A 17,311-nucleotide genomic window follows, 5' to 3' on the forward strand; every position below is an offset into this window, starting at 1 on the left:
GACTACTTCTTCTTGAAGATAAAAGCGGCTTTCCCCGGAAAGCCGCGATGAACCTTTTTATTTGGCTGTGATAAACTGTGTTTAGATGAATCTGGACGCTAACTATGACAAACCCAACCAACACTTTTCTACATACACTTTCTAATATTGCTCAACATAACGATCACCGTTACGGCGTGGTCTTTGATGGCGATTTTGATTGGCAAAACTCTGCTGTTTTTACCTTCCTTCAAGATTCAAACACTCCGAGCATCTTCCAGGTTGGCGGTACGCCATTTGAAGGTGTGATTCATGCTCCAGTAAAAAAAGGCCAACAACTGCTTGGTCGTGAGTGCCAAGTTCTTGTTTGTGATTTTAGAGAGCAGTTCGATGCGAATGGTTTTAGTGCCGCGTTGGGTTCGTTAGTTGGTGGTGGGTTGTTGTTGGTGTTGCCGCCAAAAGTTAATGCCTCTGAAGATAGTGAAAGCTTTGGCCAACGTTGGTTAAAACGTCATTTCGATAAACTGATTTCTGTTTCACAACACAATGAAGCCGGCGATGTAGTTCAAGCAACTCACGCTCTTCCTCAGATGCAAAGCGCCCAAAACGGATTGGATAAATTTGAACAGCAAAACACGGCTGTTGAATTAGTCAAAAAAGTGGTGTCTGGACATCGTAAACGTCCTTTGATTCTCACTGCGGATAGAGGGCGTGGTAAAAGCTCAACATTGGGTATTGCCGCAGCGCAGCTGTTAGTTGAGCGTCACGGTTTTAATATTATTGTTACTGCACCTTCAGTGAAAGCGGTAGAGCCGGTATTTTCTCATGCTGGCCAAGGGTTAGAATCTTGCGAAGTGGTCAACGCTACTCACATTCGCCATCAAGGGGGAAGTTTGAGATTCGTCGCGCCAGATGAATTACTTAAATCCAAGCCCGATTGTGACCTTCTATTTGTTGACGAAGCGGCTACAATTCCAATTCCGATGCTTAAATCCATGGTCGACATCTATCACCGTATGGTTTTTTCGACCACGGTACACGGTTACGAAGGCAGTGGACGAGGGTTCGGTATTAAGTTTGAGTCTTGGCTTTCTGAGCATCGTCCGGGGTGGAAAGGCTTTAAGCTCGAACAACCGATTCGTTGGAATAGCAACGATCCGCTAGAAGCTTGGTTGTTTGATTGCTTCCTACTTGGTAATGACGCATCAGTCACTGAATCGGCGGTTGATGAAATCGAAGGCTTTTCTGCTGACGCAATCAACCAATTAAACTTGGGCGAGTTATCAAAATCAGAATGCTTGGCTAATCCTGAGCAGCTACAACAATGTTTTTCTCTTCTCGTGGATGCGCACTATCAGACCTCGCCAAATGACTTAATGCAATTTCTCAACAATCCAGCAATCCGTTTATACGCCGCTTGGCAGCAAGATAAATGTTTAGGTTGTATGTTAGTGACGGAAGAGGGTGGTTTGGACAGCGAGTTGATTGCTCAAGTTCAACTTGGAAAACGCAGGCCTCAAGGTCACCTTGCCCCTGTATTACTGGCAAACCAATTTGGCTGTACTCAGGCGGCGACCAGTCGGTGCCTTCGAGTTATGCGCATTGCTGTTTCAGCACGTCATCAAGGTTTGGGTATTGGCCGTTGGATGTTGGCTCAGTTATCACAGCAAACCAGCCAAGCAGATTATCTGGCGACAAGCTTTGGCGCGACCAGCGAATTGATTTCTTTTTGGCGTGGTAGTGAATTTGAAGCTGTGCACATCGGCCACCAGCGAGATCAGGCCAGTGGCTGTCACTCGGTTCTGATGGTTAAGGCGCTTAACTCAAACTCTCAAGGCTTGATAAACCAAGTTCAAAATCACTTCGAGCGTAGCTACTGTTTTCTTGTTTCAGGTTCTTTGGTTTCACTTGAAACCGATATGGTGCGAGCACTGCTGCCAAAGAGTGTTCACACCGTTAGTGAGTTTGAAACTCAGTTAGTTAGAAATTACGTGAACGGTGGCAACAGTTATGATGCGATCAGCTTCAGCGTACTGAACTTGATTCTACTCAGTAACGATCGAAACATAGGTATTTCTGACTTACTCATCGCAAAGGTTGTTCAGCAGAAAGAGTGGGGGACTTGTGTTGAACAGTTTAATCTAGTTGGTCGTAAACAAGCAGAGATTCAGTTTCGTAAAGATGTCGATGCTCTGTTACCAAATTTACAGTGTAAATAGGCTAGCCATCATTTAAATAGACTGACCGCAACAAATTAGATTTACAGTGTAAATTAGAATATTGGATTTACACTGTAAACTGAAGCTCCATATTGAAACCCGTTTTTACCCTGATTATCTGTTACATCATTTCTGTTTTATCTCTCCAGTACAGCCTTTAATCTTCTAAAGCTATTCGCATTTACTATCTAGCCCTACATCGAATCAACATTCAATCGCACGAAATATTCTGAAAAAATTTTCCTATGTATTTGTAAAGGCGAAGCAGATCATAAAATGTGTAAGTCTTATTTATGAGTCATGTTTGCAGAATCGAAAGTAAGTGATGTGACGCTGATTATTCTAATAATGTGATACTCAGCGCAGAATGAATTATATAGACTGAATAACAACTGAGTCATTAGGGATACTCAATTCGAATGTGGGATAACATCGTTACATTGTCGGAAGACAAGCAACAAGTAATGGCATGTCTGCCAACCGGGACTGTGGTTGACGCAAGCTTTGATAACAAGACGCTGCCACCAACCTTGGAAGCTTTGAATGCATCAAACTATTTTCTTTTCGAAGAAGAGGTGTTGCGTTTCGTTACTCTTGCTAAAGAAGGTAAGGGTGAAGCTTATGAAGGAATCTTGATTGCCGAAGTTCGAAATGCCACTGTTGCGGTCGAACTGTCTGATGATGAGATGTTGGCGAGCCTCGTGGTCACTGGTCCCTACAATGGACACCCACTGCGTGGCAGCGACATCATTCATTGTTTATCTCAAGCTCAAATAACAAAAGGAATAAATAAGTTAGCGCTCAGAAAAGTTCTGATGATGAGTAGCAAACTTAAGCCCGGCGAAAAGTTTACTCAGCCAGCCGCTAAAGGGACACAACCAGTAAAAGGTAAAGACGCTAAGTTTGCCGCTTTGGTTGAAGATATTACTCGTCAAGTATTGAAGCCTCGCAGTAAAGACGAAGGCAAGATTGATATGCGAGACTTGGGACAAACCATTACCGTTGGTCAAAATGATCACTTAATGAAACGAACCCCCGCTACCAAAGGCATCGCTGGCTTTACCGTTCAAGGCCGAATTATCCCACCGCTTCCTGGACAAGACAGTTTAATCAAGCCTGGAAAGGGCACTTACATCTCCCCTGAAGATCCCAATTTACTACTCGCCTCACACCCTGGATTGCCCATCATTAAAGACCGAACCATCGAAGTGGATGACGCCTTATGTGTCAGCAACGTCGATGTCTCAACTGGGCACGTTAAATTTAAAGGTAATGTCTTTGTCTCTGGCAACATCGAGCCGGGGATGATCGTCAAGGCGACCGGAAGTGTTACGGTTGGTGGCTTTATCGAATCGGCCGAAGTGCAAGCTCAGGGGGATATCAAAGTCGCGAAAGGCATTATCGGCCACACGACCAAAGAGGGTGAGCCAAAAAGTTGTAAGGTATTCAGTAAAGGCTCTATCACCGCAAGTTACGCACAGAATGCTGAGCTACAAACGGCCAACGACCTTCGACTTGGTGTGCACAGTATGAGTAATGACATTCGCTGTGGTAACAACCTTATCGTGATGGACAGTTTGAAAAAACACGGCACCCTCAGCGGTGGTGAAGCCAAAGTCGGCGGAAAAGTAGAATGTGTCTTCTTAGGTGTTGAGGGAGATACCGCAACCAAGGTACATGGTTTTGCGCGCTACGATGGTTACCGCCAAAAGATAGCCGAGCTGAAGGAAACTTATAAATACACTCAAGAGCAAACCATGGGTGTGATTCGCCAAGAGTTAGAATTTAAGAAGCGCCCGAAAGCAGAGAGAAGCGAAGAGCAAGCCCTAGAAATAGAGCAGCAACGTGAGAAGAATAACCTCGCAATAGAAAACACAAAGTCGCAGCTAGATACACTCGAAGCGGAGTTTGCAACCAACCTTGCTGAATGCACTGTAGAGGTACACGAAAAAGTGTATACCCGAGTGACGATTCAATTTGGTGATGAGACAGTCACAACCAAGCGGACCCACGGCGGAAGTGTTTTCTCATTCAACCAATACGAGATCCAATGTTCGTTTAAGATGGAGCAAGAGGATATTGCTTTGTAGACTTTTGTGCTGAACACAAAGTTACGTATGGTTAAGGTGCCGATACTGACAAATAAAAAAAGGGGAGCTGATGCTCCCCCTTTTGGTTTCTACTGATAATTATTTATTTAGGTGGCTTGAGCGCTCTAACTAACGGCTCTAACTCGACCTTGTTTAAGGTCTGAAAGAACCTGTGCTTTAGGACCATCTGCAATGATGCAGCCTTTCTCCATTACGATCACTCGATCGACAATGTCCAACATCGACGTTTTGTGTGTAATCAGAATTAACGTCTCGCTTGGTAGCAATTGGTTAAGTTGGTGTTTGATGTGCATCTCTGAACGGTTATCCATAGCACTGGTCGGCTCATCCATCAACAACACTGGCGGACGGCCAAGGAAGGCTCTAGCAATGGCAATTGACTGACGTTGTCCACCAGACAGCAAGGCACCACCTTCACCCACTTGGCGTTCCAAACCTGCAGGATCTTGTTGAGTAAACGCGGTTACCCCTGCACGGTTTGCTGCATCCATCACGTCACGGTCATCCACCAAAGGACGACCTAAAGTAATGTTGTCTCTTACTGAACCGTAGAACAGGTTACTGTCTTGCGGAACACAACCTATATTGCGTCGTACGTCGACATGATGCAGTTGCTCCATATCCGTATCATCAATACGTACATGGCCTTCTGTGGGCTTGTACAGGCCCATAATCAGACGTTCTAGTGTGGTTTTACCTGAACCAATACGACCAATGATTGCTACTTTCTCACCAGGACTAATATTGAGGGTTAAGTCTCTAATTGAAGCCACTGGTGAATCTGGGTAGTGGAACGTCACTTTATCTAGCGCGATATGGCCCTGAATAATCGGACGGTGAATGTAGCGTTTACCTTCTTCTTGTTCATCAGGCATCGACATCACTTGCTCAATCAGAGTCATTGATGACTTTGCTTGGTTGTAACGAGTCGAAAGCAAAGACAGCTGAACAAGCGGGCCAATCGCTCGGCCGCTCAACATGGTTGCAGCGATCAAGCCACCCATCGTAAGTTCACCTTCTGCAATTAGATACACGCCAAAGATGATCATACCAACGTTAGTACTTTGCTGAACAAAGCCGGCGGTGTTTTGGATGCTGTCAGTGATGCGTCGACTTTTGATATTCCAATTCGCCATGTGAGCAACGGCTTCTTCCCAACGGAATTGGAATTGGCTTTGCGCACTGAACAGCTTAACCGTCTCTAACCCTGCCAAACTCTCGATTAAGTTCGCGTACTTCTGCGAAGCAAGACGAGAGCCTTCCTCAATGGTACGGCGCAGTGGACCTTGGATTAGCAATGCATAGACGATCAAAATGACCACGCCAGCAACGGGAACAAACACAAGGTTTCCAGCCATTAACCAAATTAGCGCTAAGAACATCAGTGCGAAGGGGAGGTCGATTAACGAGCCAATGGTTGCAGAGGTAAAGAATTCACGAATGGATTCGAACTCTTGCAAGTTTTTAGCGAAAGCACCGACAGAAGCAGGCTTCGCTTCCATACGAATCCCCAGTACTTTACTGAACAGTTTGGAGGAAATGAGAATATCGGATTTCTTACCGGCAACGTCAATGAAGTAGCTGCGCATCAATTTGAGCAGCAAATCGAATAGGAACACGACAAAGATACCACTTGCCAGCACCCACAAAGTTTCAAAGGCGAGGTTGGGAACTACCTTGTCGTACACCAAGCGTGTAAACATCGGCGCGGCAATCGCGAAGATGTTGATAAGAATGGAGGCAATCAACACATCTCGGTAGATGTTTTTAGATTCCCAAATCGTGCTCCAAAACCAATGCCCTTTACGTGTTTTTAGAACTTCTGGTGAACGTTCATCATAACGGAACTGTTTCTTTACCAAGAAGTAGCGGCCGATGAATTGTTCTTTCAGCTCTTCGACAGGAATGATGATTGGCACCATTCCGCTTTCCGCAGTAATGATTTCCGCTTCTTGCTTCTCTAAATCGATACTGTTGAGAACGCACGCCTCACCTTGTTTAAGTAGTAAGACCGCAGGCAGTATCAGGTGAGGAATCTTTTCTAAGTCGGAACGGTTTTCTTTTGCCACTAATCCTGCTCGTTCAGCAGAGCGTGGGAATAGGAAAGGGGTTAGCTTTCCATCGGATAGTGGTAGCCCATTGATCAACGCTTCGGGCGAGTTAGCTAACCCGTAATACCGGCTAACGTAGATCAGTGAGTTCAATAGTGGATCTTGCATGTGATATAACCCTTACAACTATTTATCAACAATGAAGCCTTGGAACACTTCTACGTAGTTATCAGACAGAATATCTAGCTGAGTCTGAGTTTCTATTCGAGACGCGATGGTGGTGACGCCTAGGTTGTGAGCGGTTCTAGAGATCGACGTTAAGGTAAACTTCTGTTTTTCGTCATCAAGGTTATGTGTGAACAGGTAATCTAGCTTCACATAGCTTGGACGGTATTCGTTGATGTAATCCAGTGATTGGAAGTTACGTCCGTAGTTATCGACACCAAACACCGCTTCAGCGTTGCGAATGGTGTTACACAAAAGTGCCGTGTAGTGCGGAACGTTGATGAAGCAGTTTTCTGGAATCTCAAAGTGCAACAGGTGAGCGATTGAAGCATTCTGTTCAAGCGTCTTACCGATCCAACGGATGAAGCTTGGTTGAGAAATGCTGCTTGGTGAAATGTTAATAGCGACAGGGCTGGTTACTTCTTTTGCATTGAGCTTTTCAATCATCTTCTCGATAACGTATTGGTCGAGGATGTGGCTCATTTCAAGCTGTTCTAGCGCGTATAGATACTGGTTAGCACCGTAACGCACGCCATCTTTTTCAATCGCAGAGAACACCTCTTGGTGATACGTTTTACCAAAGGCATTGTTTGCAGCCTGCAAACGGAAGGTAATGAGGTCGTTGATGATCGCTTCTTCAACCAACATACGCCATTGTTGTTTGCCCATCACTGCGCCGTGATCGTCTGCGGTTACGTAGCCGTAAGCAAGTTCTCGATTCGCCTTGGCACTTGAAAGTGCGTTATCCACCAGCGACATGATTTCAGTACTGGTTTTACGCGTGTTGCTGTATGTCACACCAAGAGCAATGTGTGGGTTCGCAGTGCCTGTTGGGTCTGAACCTAGGCTCTGGATACAGTTTACGATGCTGCTCGCGACAAGTTTCAGTTCGCTCTCATCAATGTTTGGCATGATGAAACCAAATTCGTCACTAGAAATACGAGCGATGGTGATGTCTGGTGATGAAATTGAAGCCTGTAGCTGTTCAGCCAGTTGATGAACCAAGGCATCACCTTCTTGATAGCCCTTTTCATCGTATTCTTCACTAATAAACTCCGCTTTAAGTACCGCTAAACCACCTAAGCTCGACTCCTCTAACCATTGAGTTAACTGAGACATGTAGTAAGCACGGTTACCTAGCTGAGATACAGGGTCGATATATGCTCTTTCACGTAACTTCTGAGCTTCTTTCGCTTGGTTTTTAAATGCCAGTTCAACTTGAGTCGACATGTGGTTGATACCATCGACAACCAAGGTGAGATCTTTTGTCTTTGGACGAGCCAGAGGTTCGCCAAACTGATTCTTGGCGATCTGATCCATCTTGGTAATGATCAACGAGAGCGGGCGTAAAGCGCGCTTAAGGATCCAAGAGATAGACACCAAACCGAGCAAGAAGATCGTGCCAAATATGCTCAGTAAGCGGATGAATGCTTGCCAAAGTTGATCGTAGGCAGGGCCTGGGTGACTTACTATCTCGACCTCGGCCAATTGCATCCAGCCACTGGTGATCACGCGGCGGTCATGAACAGGCTCGAACAGGTTTAGGTTGGTAAACCACTCTGGTACGCCAGTTGGCTTTACAGGGTATGAGCGGAGAATGTCTTCACCGCTATCGAGAAAGATCAATCGAACGACTGAGTAAGAACTGCCATCAAACAGGGCGTTGATAACAGACTCCACTGCCACCTTGTCCTTTTCTTCTAGGTAAGGGGCGAGAGCCAGTCCAACAGTATTAATGGTATTACTTACCTCAGAGCGTTGCTGCTCCTCTAAGTATCCACGGGTGGTATTGAATTCGATCATAAAAACTGACGTCATCAGCAGTATGAACACTGCAACCATCCCGACCACAAGCTGTTTATATAAAGTCATTGTACCTACTCATCGTAATTGATAATGGGTTTGTTTAATTTTAGAGAGCGCTCACGTGAACGTAAGTCGTTCCATAAGCTCAATCTTGAAGATTTCCCTGCCAACTTGCCGCTGCCTGCTGCCGACTTGATCAACCAAAGGTTTTTACCGTTAAAACTGTAAATTGGTCTTAGATCTGGGCGTTTGGAACCGCGTTTAATTTCAGGGTTTAAGTTGTCCAAAATTAATGGCTCTGCACTCGGTGTTGAGTAGTAAGCTAACACCATGTGGAACTGGTTTAGTTCCAGTGCTTTTACGTACACTAATCGTAATTTCTTATCTGGGACGCCCAGTTCAAGCAAAGAGAAGTATTTTGCGATTGTGAAGTCTTCACAATCACCGGCGTTGCTGCCTAAAAATTCCAGTGGTGTTGCCCAGTAATCATTCTTTCCCCACAGTATGTTGTCATCGACAAAGTACATCTGGTTGAAGAACTGGTTCACCGACCTGAGCTTCTCTTTTTCACTTAATCCGTCGTATGACGTCATATTTGAGCGCCATGTTGCCACTCGCTTTCCGGCTCTATCGCCGTAGGTTTTGGTCACTGCATCTATCCACCGTTGGTCGCTCTTGTTGAGCGCCACAGAGGTGAAAGAGGTGAGGACCAGCAGCAATAGCGAAATCCGAGACTTCATAGCCTCTGCTCTTGTCTATTTGCTGTGTATTGAAAGGCGTTATCAAACATCAAACGTCATTACTCTTTTAGTGCATTGTTTTGAGCGCTTAATAGTGGCTTCAACATGTACTCAAGCACGGTTCTTTTACCCGTGATGATATCGACAGAGGCGGTCATACCTGGAATGATTGGCAACTCTTCGTTCTGTCCAAAATTGTGTTTTTCGGTGCGCACGCGCACGATATAGAAGCTATTGCCTTCTTCATCTTGAGTGGTATCGGCACTGATGTGCTCTAACACGCCTTCTAGACCACCGTACTTAGTGAAGTCATAAGCACTGAATTTAACGATGGCAGTCAATTCTGGGCGTAGGAACGCGATATCTTGCGGGGCGATTTTCGCTTCAACCAATAGAGAGTCTTCTGTTGGTACAATCTCAACGATGTCCATACCCGGTTGGATAACCCCGCCGACAGTATTAATACCCAATGTTTTAACGGTGCCTGTTACAGGAGAAACCACCACGGTACGGTTTACTCTGTCTTCTAGGCCAACGGCAGATTCGGTCATTGCAGAGAGCTTGTCTTGGGCTTGATTGAGTTTTTCTTGTTGTTCGGAGCGGAAGTTCAGTGCGGCGTCAATACGGCTGAGCATGGATTCTTTGATTGCTGAGCGTAGCAGAGGGATTTTTAGCTCGCTTGAGGTCATTTCTCGGCGAGTGTCGTTCACTTGTCTTTGCAGTTTAAGTAATTCAATTCGTGGTACCACACCTTCATCGGCGAGGGGTTTGGTGATATCCAGTTCTTGGCGAGCAAACTGGTAACTCTGTTTTAGGTTGCGAACCCGCGCCTTAATCTCAACTAGGTCTTGCTGTTTCTGTTCAACTTGTTGATCAAAAACAGAAAGTTGGTTTTTTAGGTTATTCAGATCTTGACGATATTCGGCTTTTTGGCGATTAACCAGTTTAGGCTGAAGCTCGTAGAATTTTGGTGGAAAGGCGAGTTTACCGTAATCAAGCAACACGCTTTTTTTCCACTCTTCAACAGAGAACTCTTCGTTAATGACGACACTGGTTAATGAAGCGGATAGCATCAACACGTTGGCGGTTAAGTTCGCCACTTGTTGTTCACGTTCGCGGAAGTCCGAACGGAATCGAGTGTCATCGATCAACAGTAGCTGCTGACCTTTCTGAACACGTTGACCTTCTTTAACTAAGATCTCTTTAACTAAGCCACCTTCAAGGTTTTGTACCACTTGGATCTGAGAGGAGGGGATCACTTTGCCTTGGCCAACGGTAACTTTGTCGATCTCTGCCCATGCAGACCACCCAATAGCAGCAATAAAAAACAGAACGATCACCCACAACATAATTCGCGCACTGGTGGGCGTATTGAGGAGTAGTGCCGCTGTTTTATCATCGACATACTCAAGCTCGGTCTCGTTCAATTTGCTGAAATTTTTCTGACTCATAACAGTCCTTGTTCGCTAAATAAAAGTGCAAGCCTATTGAGTGTATTCTTACTTTTGATAAATGTTAAGATTTTGCTCATTTAAATCTTTGAATTTATATATTTTTTAAGACTTATCGGTTCTTGAAATCTGTTTTATCGAGTTGGTGCTTTCTTAGTTTGTCATACAGTGTTTTTCGCGACACCTGCAGCTCTTGTTGTACCTCTTTTAAACGACCTTGATGGCGATGTAGCGCCTCAATCAAGATAATTTGTTCAAAGCTATCGGTGCGTTGGTTCAACGACTGTTGTTGCTCTTCAATGCTCATATCGAGTTCATTTTGCTCATCAGTATCGCTGTCGAGCGACGGCTGCTTAATTTGAGTCAGCACTCTGAGTTCAGCATGTTGGCGAAGCTGACGAATGTTCTCCGTCCAATGCGTTGCAATGAGTCGCTGCATCTCTTTTTCTGTAATGACGGGTGGCGGCAGTTGATAGCGACTGGCTGCACCACGAGCAAAGTGTTTGAACAAAGAGCCAATATCTTCCGTTCTTTGCGCCAAGGGTAGTAAATTAAACCGGCGTAGTTCACCTGTAATTGTAGTAGGAACTACTGTAGTTGCGATAATGATACAAGTTGCATTGGTCTTGCATGAGTTTTCATGAAGTAGAGTGGGTTTTAGAGCGGCTAACCATAGCCATTGCTGCGAAGTTAACGCTTCTGTTTCATGGATATAGAGTGTTCCACCTTGATGCTTTAAGAACAGTTGCAAAACAAACTGATGGAATGTCGCTTCGTCACTGCGTGGCAAATTAAACGCCGCGACAGGGCAAAGCTCCGCGGTTTGATGACTGTGTAAATCATGGGTGTATTGTGCAGTGACCCTTTTCCCCGTCCCTAAATCACCAACAAACAATAGAAGTGGGTTAGTTTTGGTATCTAGGGTGATCAATTCTCGGCGCAATGCCTGCATTGATGGTGATTGACCAATCAGTTTCGGGCCAACCTGATTTTGCATTGCCAACTCTTTACGCAATAGGTTGTTCTCTTCAACCAGTGCGAGCTTATCTGCGGCTTTTTTAACGGCAGTGAGTAGGGCATCGACCACAAATGGCTTTTCCAGAAAATCGTAAGCACCGGCTTTCATCGCTGATACCGCGGTTTGCACGTCACCATGTCCGGTAAGTACGATGACCTGAAAATGAGGATTTTGGCTCAGCAACTTTTGCGTTAATTGAATGCCATCCATTACCGGCATGTGAATATCGGTGATGACAATTCCGGCTTGCGTGGTATCTATTTTCTTTAATGCCTCAATAGCATTGGGAAAGCCGACGATATCGATACCTTCAATGAGCATGGCTTGTTCTACCGAGTCTCGAATGGCGGGTTCATCGTCGACAAAATAGAGTTTAGGCATAGAGTGCAAAAGCCGATTCCTTAGCTGTAGGTGAGATTAGCAGTATGTGAGATTCGTTTTCTAATCAACGATAACAACGGCGTGTTAGCCCTTATCGTTATATAACGGGATGTTTAGCGAGAATACCATGCCTGAAGGCTCTAACCGGTTCGCGCTGATCGTGCCGTGATACGCTTCAATAATCCGTTTCGATATTGAAAGCCCTAGCCCTAAACCTTCCGGTTTGGTGGTAAAAAACGGGTCGAACAGCTGTTCTAGCTTATCGTTCGGCATGCCAATTCCGTTATCCCAAATGATCAGCTGACAAGAGTCATGATGCAGTTGCCATTCGATGCCTATCTGTGGGCTAGCCTGTTGGTCAACGCTTTCCAGGTTTTGTTGCTCCTGCAAGATTTTGTGTTCAAGAACTTGTTGTTGCAGCGCTTGAGTCGCGTTGTGAATCAGGTTCACTAGTACTTGCTCGAGTTCGGTTGGATGAATCGCAATATTGATGTCATCTGGCACCGTGCTTAGCCTTAGAGTAATGCCTTGCTTGATCATCAGCGCACTGAGAATGCTAGTGGCGTTATTGACCGCTTGATGCAGGTTCGCCACATGATGTTCTTGTTTGGTGACCTTGCGAGTAAAGACTTTGAGTCGCGCGATGATGTCGGTAATGGTGTTGTTGAGGCCAATCATTTTCTCAAGATTGCTTTTCACTAAATCGGTTCGTTCCATTTCCAGTAGCTTTAAGCTGTTTTCACTGTAGGTTCGCAGTGCTGCAAGTGGTTGGTTTATTTCGTGGTTAATGCTGGCTGACAGCTCACCGAGTACCGCTAGTTTCGCGGTTTGTGTCAGCTCTTGTTCTGTCTGTTTCAACTTCGACTGCGACTCTTGGTATTGAAAAAGGGTTTGTTGCAGCTGCTGATTGGATTGCTTCAAGTAGTGAGTGCGTTTATCAACGGTTTGCTCTAGGTTTTGGTTGAGTCGGGTCAACGCCACTTTCGCGAGATAAGTCTGGCGCCACGACCAAGCGATGAGCATCACCAAGCTGTAAATCACCACGAAGATGACATCGATCTGCAAGATTTTAATAAGTTCAGCTCTGGTCTCTTTTAGGGCAACAACTTGGTACTGATTGTTGCTGATGGTAGCGGGGTAAAGATTAAATGCACCAAGCTTGAATAACTGGTTGGCGGTGAGCTCTTTTCGGATTTCATTGGATTGAAGGTTGCTAGATTGATTGGCGTTGCTAGTTTCTGATTGAGAGCTTGAAGAGCGAAAGGCTTCGATGATCGAAATTTCGCTTTGACCGTATTGGCGTTGAAGTGCGATATCCGTTTGTTGTTGCTGAGTTAGTGGCAACAATGAATGGTAAAGCCATGGAGCTTGGCTTGATAGAAAGACCACTTGGTTAGAGTCGAGTACTACGATCTCAAAATCGTCGCTGGTTAGGATGTTTTCGAGATTTTCTAAGCTCACTTTTACGGTGATAACGCCAACAATTTCCTTGTCGATATACAGAGGTGAAGACAGAAAATAACCGCGTACGTTCGAACGAGCGCCTAGCGCGACATATTGTGTGTTGTTACCTTGAATGGCAGAAGCAAAGTAGGGACGAAACGAGAAGTTCTCACCCACAAAAGTGCGAGGCTTTTGGTAATTACTGGAAGCGACCACAGTACCGTTCGGATCGTGAATATAGATGGTGTCGGCTTGGCTTTGATTCGACCATTCAAATAGCAATTGATTGAGCTGCGCAGCGGAAATCTTGTCTGCTTGTGGTGATGAGTCAAAATAAGAGAGCAAGCGCGGGTCATGGCTGAGCAAATCCGGGATCTGTTTGAATTTATCCAATTCAGAGTCGATTTGTAGATTGGCTTTACTTGCTGCTTCATCGAGTTGCTGAGTGACGATTTTTTCTTGGAATTGCACTGCCATAAAGTGGGTTGCGGTCAGCCCTGCAGCTCCCAATAACAATGAGAATAAAACAAAGGGTGTCATTAGGTTAGGCAGTATTTTGGTCACTCGGATCTCAGCTTGTCATCGGTTTGTATAAAGATTATCAATATGATGGAGAGAGTACCGAGATCTTGTTAACACAGAGCACCTTCTGTGAGTCAAAACCATGGCTTAGACTTGTGTTTCAAAGGATTACGGCGCAAAATCACAAAAAAATTTAAAGGAGCAACCAAATGGAACTGACAGATATTCGTCGCGAATACGCTAAGGGTGGATTGAGACGTAAAGACTTGGCCGCAGACCCGATTGAGCAATTCAATTTATGGCTAGAGCAAGCCATTGAAGCGAAGTTGACGGACCCTACTGCCATGACAGTTGCTACGGTTGATGAAAATGGTCAGCCATTCCAACGCATTGTTCTGCTGAAGAATGTGGATAAAGACGGTTTCGTTTTTTACACTAACCTAGGTAGCCGTAAAGCGCACCAGCTTGAGCACAACAGCAAAATCAGTTTGCACTTTCCTTGGCATCCACTTGAGCGACAAGTTCATATTACGGGCACGGCTGAAAAGCTAACGGCTATGGAAAATATGAAGTACTTCTCGTCACGTCCAAAAGAGAGCCAATTGGCCGCGATTGCAAGTAAGCAGAGTAGCCGCATCTCAGCGCGTGGGATTTTAGAAGGTAAGTATCTAGAGCTTAAACAGAAGTTTGCCAAAGGCGAGATTCCCGTGCCTTCTTTCTGGGGTGGTTTCCGTGTACGTGTAGATAGCATTGAGTTTTGGCAAGGTGGTGAACACCGCTTGCACGACCGTTTCTTGTTCTCTCGCCAAGACAACAGTTGGGATATTGATCGCCTAGCGCCTTAGGCTTTTTGATCGCTTAGCTGCTTAACAGATCTAAAAATGCCGTTGATTAGACTTATCAAATCAACGGCATTTTTTTGTCTGCATTTTCAGATGAACAGTCAATCAGTTACTGTGCAGAACAACGGAGATCTGTTTTTTGAGCAGAGTTTCTGGGATCACTGAGCCCAATCCTGAATCCAACGCATACTCAATCAATTGGCTTTTACTGCGTGCATCAAACTTCTGTTTCAATCTGGCGACATGACCTTCGACCGTTTTGATTGAAATGTTTAACGTCGACGCGATGTACTGTGGTTTCTTGCCGAAAAGCAGTAAGAACAGTACCTCTGATTCTCTCGAAGTCAGCCGCTTTTGCAGCTTAGACACGCGCGGCTCTGACCCCGCAAGCGATGCCTGATCGCCTTTTGTTCCTGTGGCCTGACAAACCCAATGACCGACCTCTAAGATCGCGGTATCAGTAAGCTCTTGGCCATAGAAGATGGTGCCTTGGACGTTGTCGTCGTCATCAAGCCATGGTGTTTTAGTAAAGATATGGGCGTGCCAGCGTCCGTCTGGATAGGGGTGAATATCGAGAATCTTAAGGGTACTGCGTGTATCCATCACATGTTTGTCTTGAGCTCTGAAATCTTGTGCGCACTCAGTGGTTTGACTGGGCATGTCGAAGTCGGTCAAGCCAGTACAAGTCTCATTGGGTTGTAAGCCAATCAATTGGTTGTAAGCGAGATTGGCGTACACGAAGACCGAGTCAGTATCTTTGCAGCCCCAGCAGCCTGGAAGTTGTTCGAATAAAGAACGATGTATGGAGTTGAGTGGATCTGGCAAGGTTTTATCTCGTAATCTGAGGTATGGAAATGATATCAGTTTCTTATAGCGCTGCAATGGCAATTAGAGTACGAAAAATAAGGGGTGACTGACAGTTAAACGGACTGTTGATTAACTGTGTCAATCACGGAGAATCGATGGGCATAAAGGGTGATAATCAGGCAAAAAAAAGCCAGCCTGAAGAGGGGCTGGCTAAAGACAAGATATGCCTTGTCGACATGTAGAAGATTTTCAGTCTAATTTACGAGGGTCAGGTAAATTAAACTGAGGCATCAATTTGATACCCAGAGTGACTTACTACTCTATCGACGAATCTACTCCTAGGAGTGCTTATGCATAAGGGGGGAATTCCCCTATAAATGTTGCTCAATGTGATAATTGAGAACCTAGAGTAAATATTTGGGGTTCTGAGCCTATGACTGGGAGCCTACAGCTCTCGTACTACTCGGAATCCTAGATAGTTCGCTGCCGTTGAAGGCGGTACGTACAGTTCGTTAAACACTTTTGCTTCTTCAGGAGAGAAGCTTCACGCGCCACCTTTCGCTAGGCCTTTCTGAACGGTTGTCCATTCCCATACATTACCCACCATGTCGTAGAAGCCTGTAAAATGTTTTTCGTGTTCGTGTTCGTGTTCGTGTGATTGCTTGTGAAGCCCCTAAATTCGCCGGAACGATTGGTTTTACAATGCCCGTAGTTTGTACGCTCTTGATCATCTTTCCGGAGGCATGATCAAGATGATCGCGGTAATGATCTTCTGTTTATGGTGAGGAAATGACTCTCATGATCATTTACAAATTCATCTTGTGCAGATTTCAGAGTATTATTCTCACTATGTCGATCTGAGTACTTTGCTGTCATGCCAAAACCTTTACCCTTTCCAAACCTAGACTTGTCCCCGCTAGGCCTTACTGGCCCTCGCCCTGCGGAGATCATTACTTTGCCTTCGCATATGGATTGTCACGATCACCACTATTCGCAAGTCGTGATTGGTTTAAATGGTCAGGCGGAATTTGAAGTTTGCGGTAAAGGTAATCTTATCGGGCCGGGTCAAGGTTGTGTGGTAACAGCGAGCTCTGATCATGCTTTCGGTGGGGTGGTTGGTCAGTCGGATATCCTAGTGCTCAATATGCCTGTGCCAACCGATGATGACCCTCTAATGTTAGAGAAGATTAACCAGTTAGAATCATCGAACGTCTACTTCCAATTAGACGCGCAAATTCAAAAGCTTATCCATATGTTGGTGCAAGAAATGCAGGCGAGCCCGGATGATCTATTGTTAAGCCGTGCCTGCAATGACACGGTGATCGCTCTGATGCAAAGGCACATATCGGCATTTGAAACCTCAATTAAAGACTCGCGTTTTGATCTTGAAGCACTGGATCGCTACATCGAGCAACACCTCGCGAATAAGATCTCTGTCGCTCAGCTTGCGGGCAGCGTGTTCTTGGGCGAAAGCCAGTTCCATATGCTGTTCAAAGAGCAAATGGGCATTACCCCTCACCAGTATGTTCTTGGTAAGCGTATCGATCGTTCTCGCCGTTTAATTGAACAGGGTAACCTTAGCCTTGGTCAGGTCGCAGAACTGGCTGGTTTCTCCGGTCAATCCTCTTTTACTCACACCTTTTCACGCCTTCAAGGCATGTCTCCATCCCAATACAAAAAGAAAATTTCTGTTAAATAGTGAAACAAAACGGCATA

11 protein-coding genes and 1 pseudogene are annotated in these 17,311 nt (G+C 45.3%); 4 read left to right on the forward strand and 8 right to left on the reverse strand.

What is annotated here, in order from left to right:
• The first annotated feature begins 104 nt into the window (after positions 1 to 104).
• Together AB6F11_RS18860 and AB6F11_RS18865 are read left to right on the forward strand one after the other, a co-directional pair.
• A complete protein-coding gene (locus AB6F11_RS18860; protein ID WP_102398382.1) occupies positions 105 to 2,198 on the forward strand; it encodes a GNAT family N-acetyltransferase in 2,094 nt (697 codons plus the stop codon).
• A 419-nt stretch (positions 2,199 to 2,617) separates the two neighbouring features.
• Complete coding sequence (locus AB6F11_RS18865; RefSeq protein WP_017071245.1) at positions 2,618 to 4,288, forward strand: DUF342 domain-containing protein; 1,671 nt, start codon at positions 2,618 to 2,620, stop codon at positions 4,286 to 4,288.
• Between the two features lie 125 nt (positions 4,289 to 4,413).
• Here the strand turns inward: AB6F11_RS18865 and AB6F11_RS18870 are convergent, their stop codons facing one another.
• The 6 genes from AB6F11_RS18870 to AB6F11_RS18895 form a co-directional block, all read right to left on the reverse strand.
• On the reverse strand, positions 4,414 to 6,528 hold the full coding sequence (locus tag AB6F11_RS18870; RefSeq protein ID WP_017061209.1) for a type I secretion system permease/ATPase: 2,115 nt from the start codon (positions 6,526 to 6,528) through the stop codon (positions 4,414 to 4,416).
• 18 nt (positions 6,529 to 6,546) lie between these two features.
• Positions 6,547 to 8,457 carry a LapD/MoxY N-terminal periplasmic domain-containing protein gene (locus AB6F11_RS18875; RefSeq protein ID WP_086969028.1) on the reverse strand — a complete coding sequence of 637 codons (1,911 nt, stop codon included), beginning with the start codon at positions 8,455 to 8,457 and terminating at the stop codon, positions 6,547 to 6,549.
• Between the two features lie 5 nt (positions 8,458 to 8,462).
• Positions 8,463 to 9,131 carry a transglutaminase-like cysteine peptidase gene (locus AB6F11_RS18880; protein ID WP_019823329.1) on the reverse strand — a complete coding sequence of 223 codons (669 nt, stop codon included), beginning with the start codon at positions 9,129 to 9,131 and terminating at the stop codon, positions 8,463 to 8,465.
• 59 nt (positions 9,132 to 9,190) lie between these two features.
• Positions 9,191 to 10,582: an HlyD family type I secretion periplasmic adaptor subunit gene (locus AB6F11_RS18885; protein WP_048660519.1), complete on the reverse strand. Its 1,392-nt coding sequence runs from the start codon at positions 10,580 to 10,582 to the stop codon at positions 9,191 to 9,193.
• A 112-nt stretch (positions 10,583 to 10,694) separates the two neighbouring features.
• Positions 10,695 to 11,981, reverse strand: coding sequence for a sigma-54 dependent transcriptional regulator (locus tag AB6F11_RS18890; protein WP_102393781.1), 1,287 nt, complete (start codon positions 11,979 to 11,981; stop codon positions 10,695 to 10,697).
• A gap of 84 nt (positions 11,982 to 12,065) precedes the next feature.
• Positions 12,066 to 13,988 (reverse strand): ATP-binding protein, encoded by a 1,923-nt coding sequence (locus tag AB6F11_RS18895; RefSeq protein WP_102393782.1) that lies wholly within the window; start codon positions 13,986 to 13,988, stop codon positions 12,066 to 12,068.
• A 167-nt stretch (positions 13,989 to 14,155) separates the two neighbouring features.
• Here AB6F11_RS18895 and pdxH point away from each other — a divergent pair, with 167 nt between their 5' ends.
• Positions 14,156 to 14,791: a pyridoxamine 5'-phosphate oxidase gene (gene pdxH, locus AB6F11_RS18900; RefSeq protein WP_017061203.1), complete on the forward strand. Its 636-nt coding sequence runs from the start codon at positions 14,156 to 14,158 to the stop codon at positions 14,789 to 14,791.
• 102 nt (positions 14,792 to 14,893) lie between these two features.
• On the opposite strand, the gene AB6F11_RS18905 is transcribed toward pdxH, so the two are convergent.
• Both AB6F11_RS18905 and AB6F11_RS18910 read right to left on the reverse strand, forming a co-directional pair.
• Entirely contained in the window at positions 14,894 to 15,676 is a 783-nt protein-coding gene (locus AB6F11_RS18905) for a helix-turn-helix transcriptional regulator (protein WP_102393783.1), read from the reverse strand.
• A 364-nt stretch (positions 15,677 to 16,040) separates the two neighbouring features.
• A pseudogene (locus tag AB6F11_RS18910) lies at positions 16,041 to 16,217 on the reverse strand (SUMF1/EgtB/PvdO family nonheme iron enzyme); the annotation flags it as partial.
• A gap of 252 nt (positions 16,218 to 16,469) precedes the next feature.
• Between AB6F11_RS18910 and AB6F11_RS18915 the strand changes: the two are divergent.
• Positions 16,470 to 17,294, forward strand: coding sequence for an AraC family transcriptional regulator (locus AB6F11_RS18915; RefSeq protein ID WP_017061200.1), 825 nt, complete (start codon positions 16,470 to 16,472; stop codon positions 17,292 to 17,294).
• Positions 17,295 to 17,311 lie beyond the last annotated feature (17 nt).

The sequence above is a fragment of the Vibrio sp. 10N.247.311.14 genome (genome assembly GCF_041467715.1).
GTDB lineage: Bacteria > Pseudomonadota > Gammaproteobacteria > Enterobacterales > Vibrionaceae > Vibrio > Vibrio crassostreae_C.

What these genes read in the sequence shown, in the direction of transcription:
- AB6F11_RS18860 (WP_102398382.1), top strand. Translation starts at nt 105, where the DNA reads ATGACAAACCCAACCAACACTTTTCTACATACACTTTCTAATATTGCT.
- AB6F11_RS18865 (WP_017071245.1), top strand. Translation starts at nt 2,618, where the DNA reads ATGTGGGATAACATCGTTACATTGTCGGAAGACAAGCAACAAGTAATG.
- AB6F11_RS18870 (WP_017061209.1), bottom strand. Translation starts at nt 6,528, where the DNA reads ATGCAAGATCCACTATTGAACTCACTGATCTACGTTAGCCGGTATTAC.
- AB6F11_RS18875 (WP_086969028.1), bottom strand. Translation starts at nt 8,457, where the DNA reads ATGACTTTATATAAACAGCTTGTGGTCGGGATGGTTGCAGTGTTCATA.
- AB6F11_RS18880 (WP_019823329.1), bottom strand. Translation starts at nt 9,131, where the DNA reads ATGAAGTCTCGGATTTCGCTATTGCTGCTGGTCCTCACCTCTTTCACC.
- AB6F11_RS18885 (WP_048660519.1), bottom strand. Translation starts at nt 10,582, where the DNA reads ATGAGTCAGAAAAATTTCAGCAAATTGAACGAGACCGAGCTTGAGTAT.
- AB6F11_RS18890 (WP_102393781.1), bottom strand. Translation starts at nt 11,981, where the DNA reads ATGCCTAAACTCTATTTTGTCGACGATGAACCCGCCATTCGAGACTCG.
- pdxH (WP_017061203.1), top strand. Translation starts at nt 14,156, where the DNA reads ATGGAACTGACAGATATTCGTCGCGAATACGCTAAGGGTGGATTGAGA.
- AB6F11_RS18915 (WP_017061200.1), top strand. Translation starts at nt 16,470, where the DNA reads ATGCCAAAACCTTTACCCTTTCCAAACCTAGACTTGTCCCCGCTAGGC.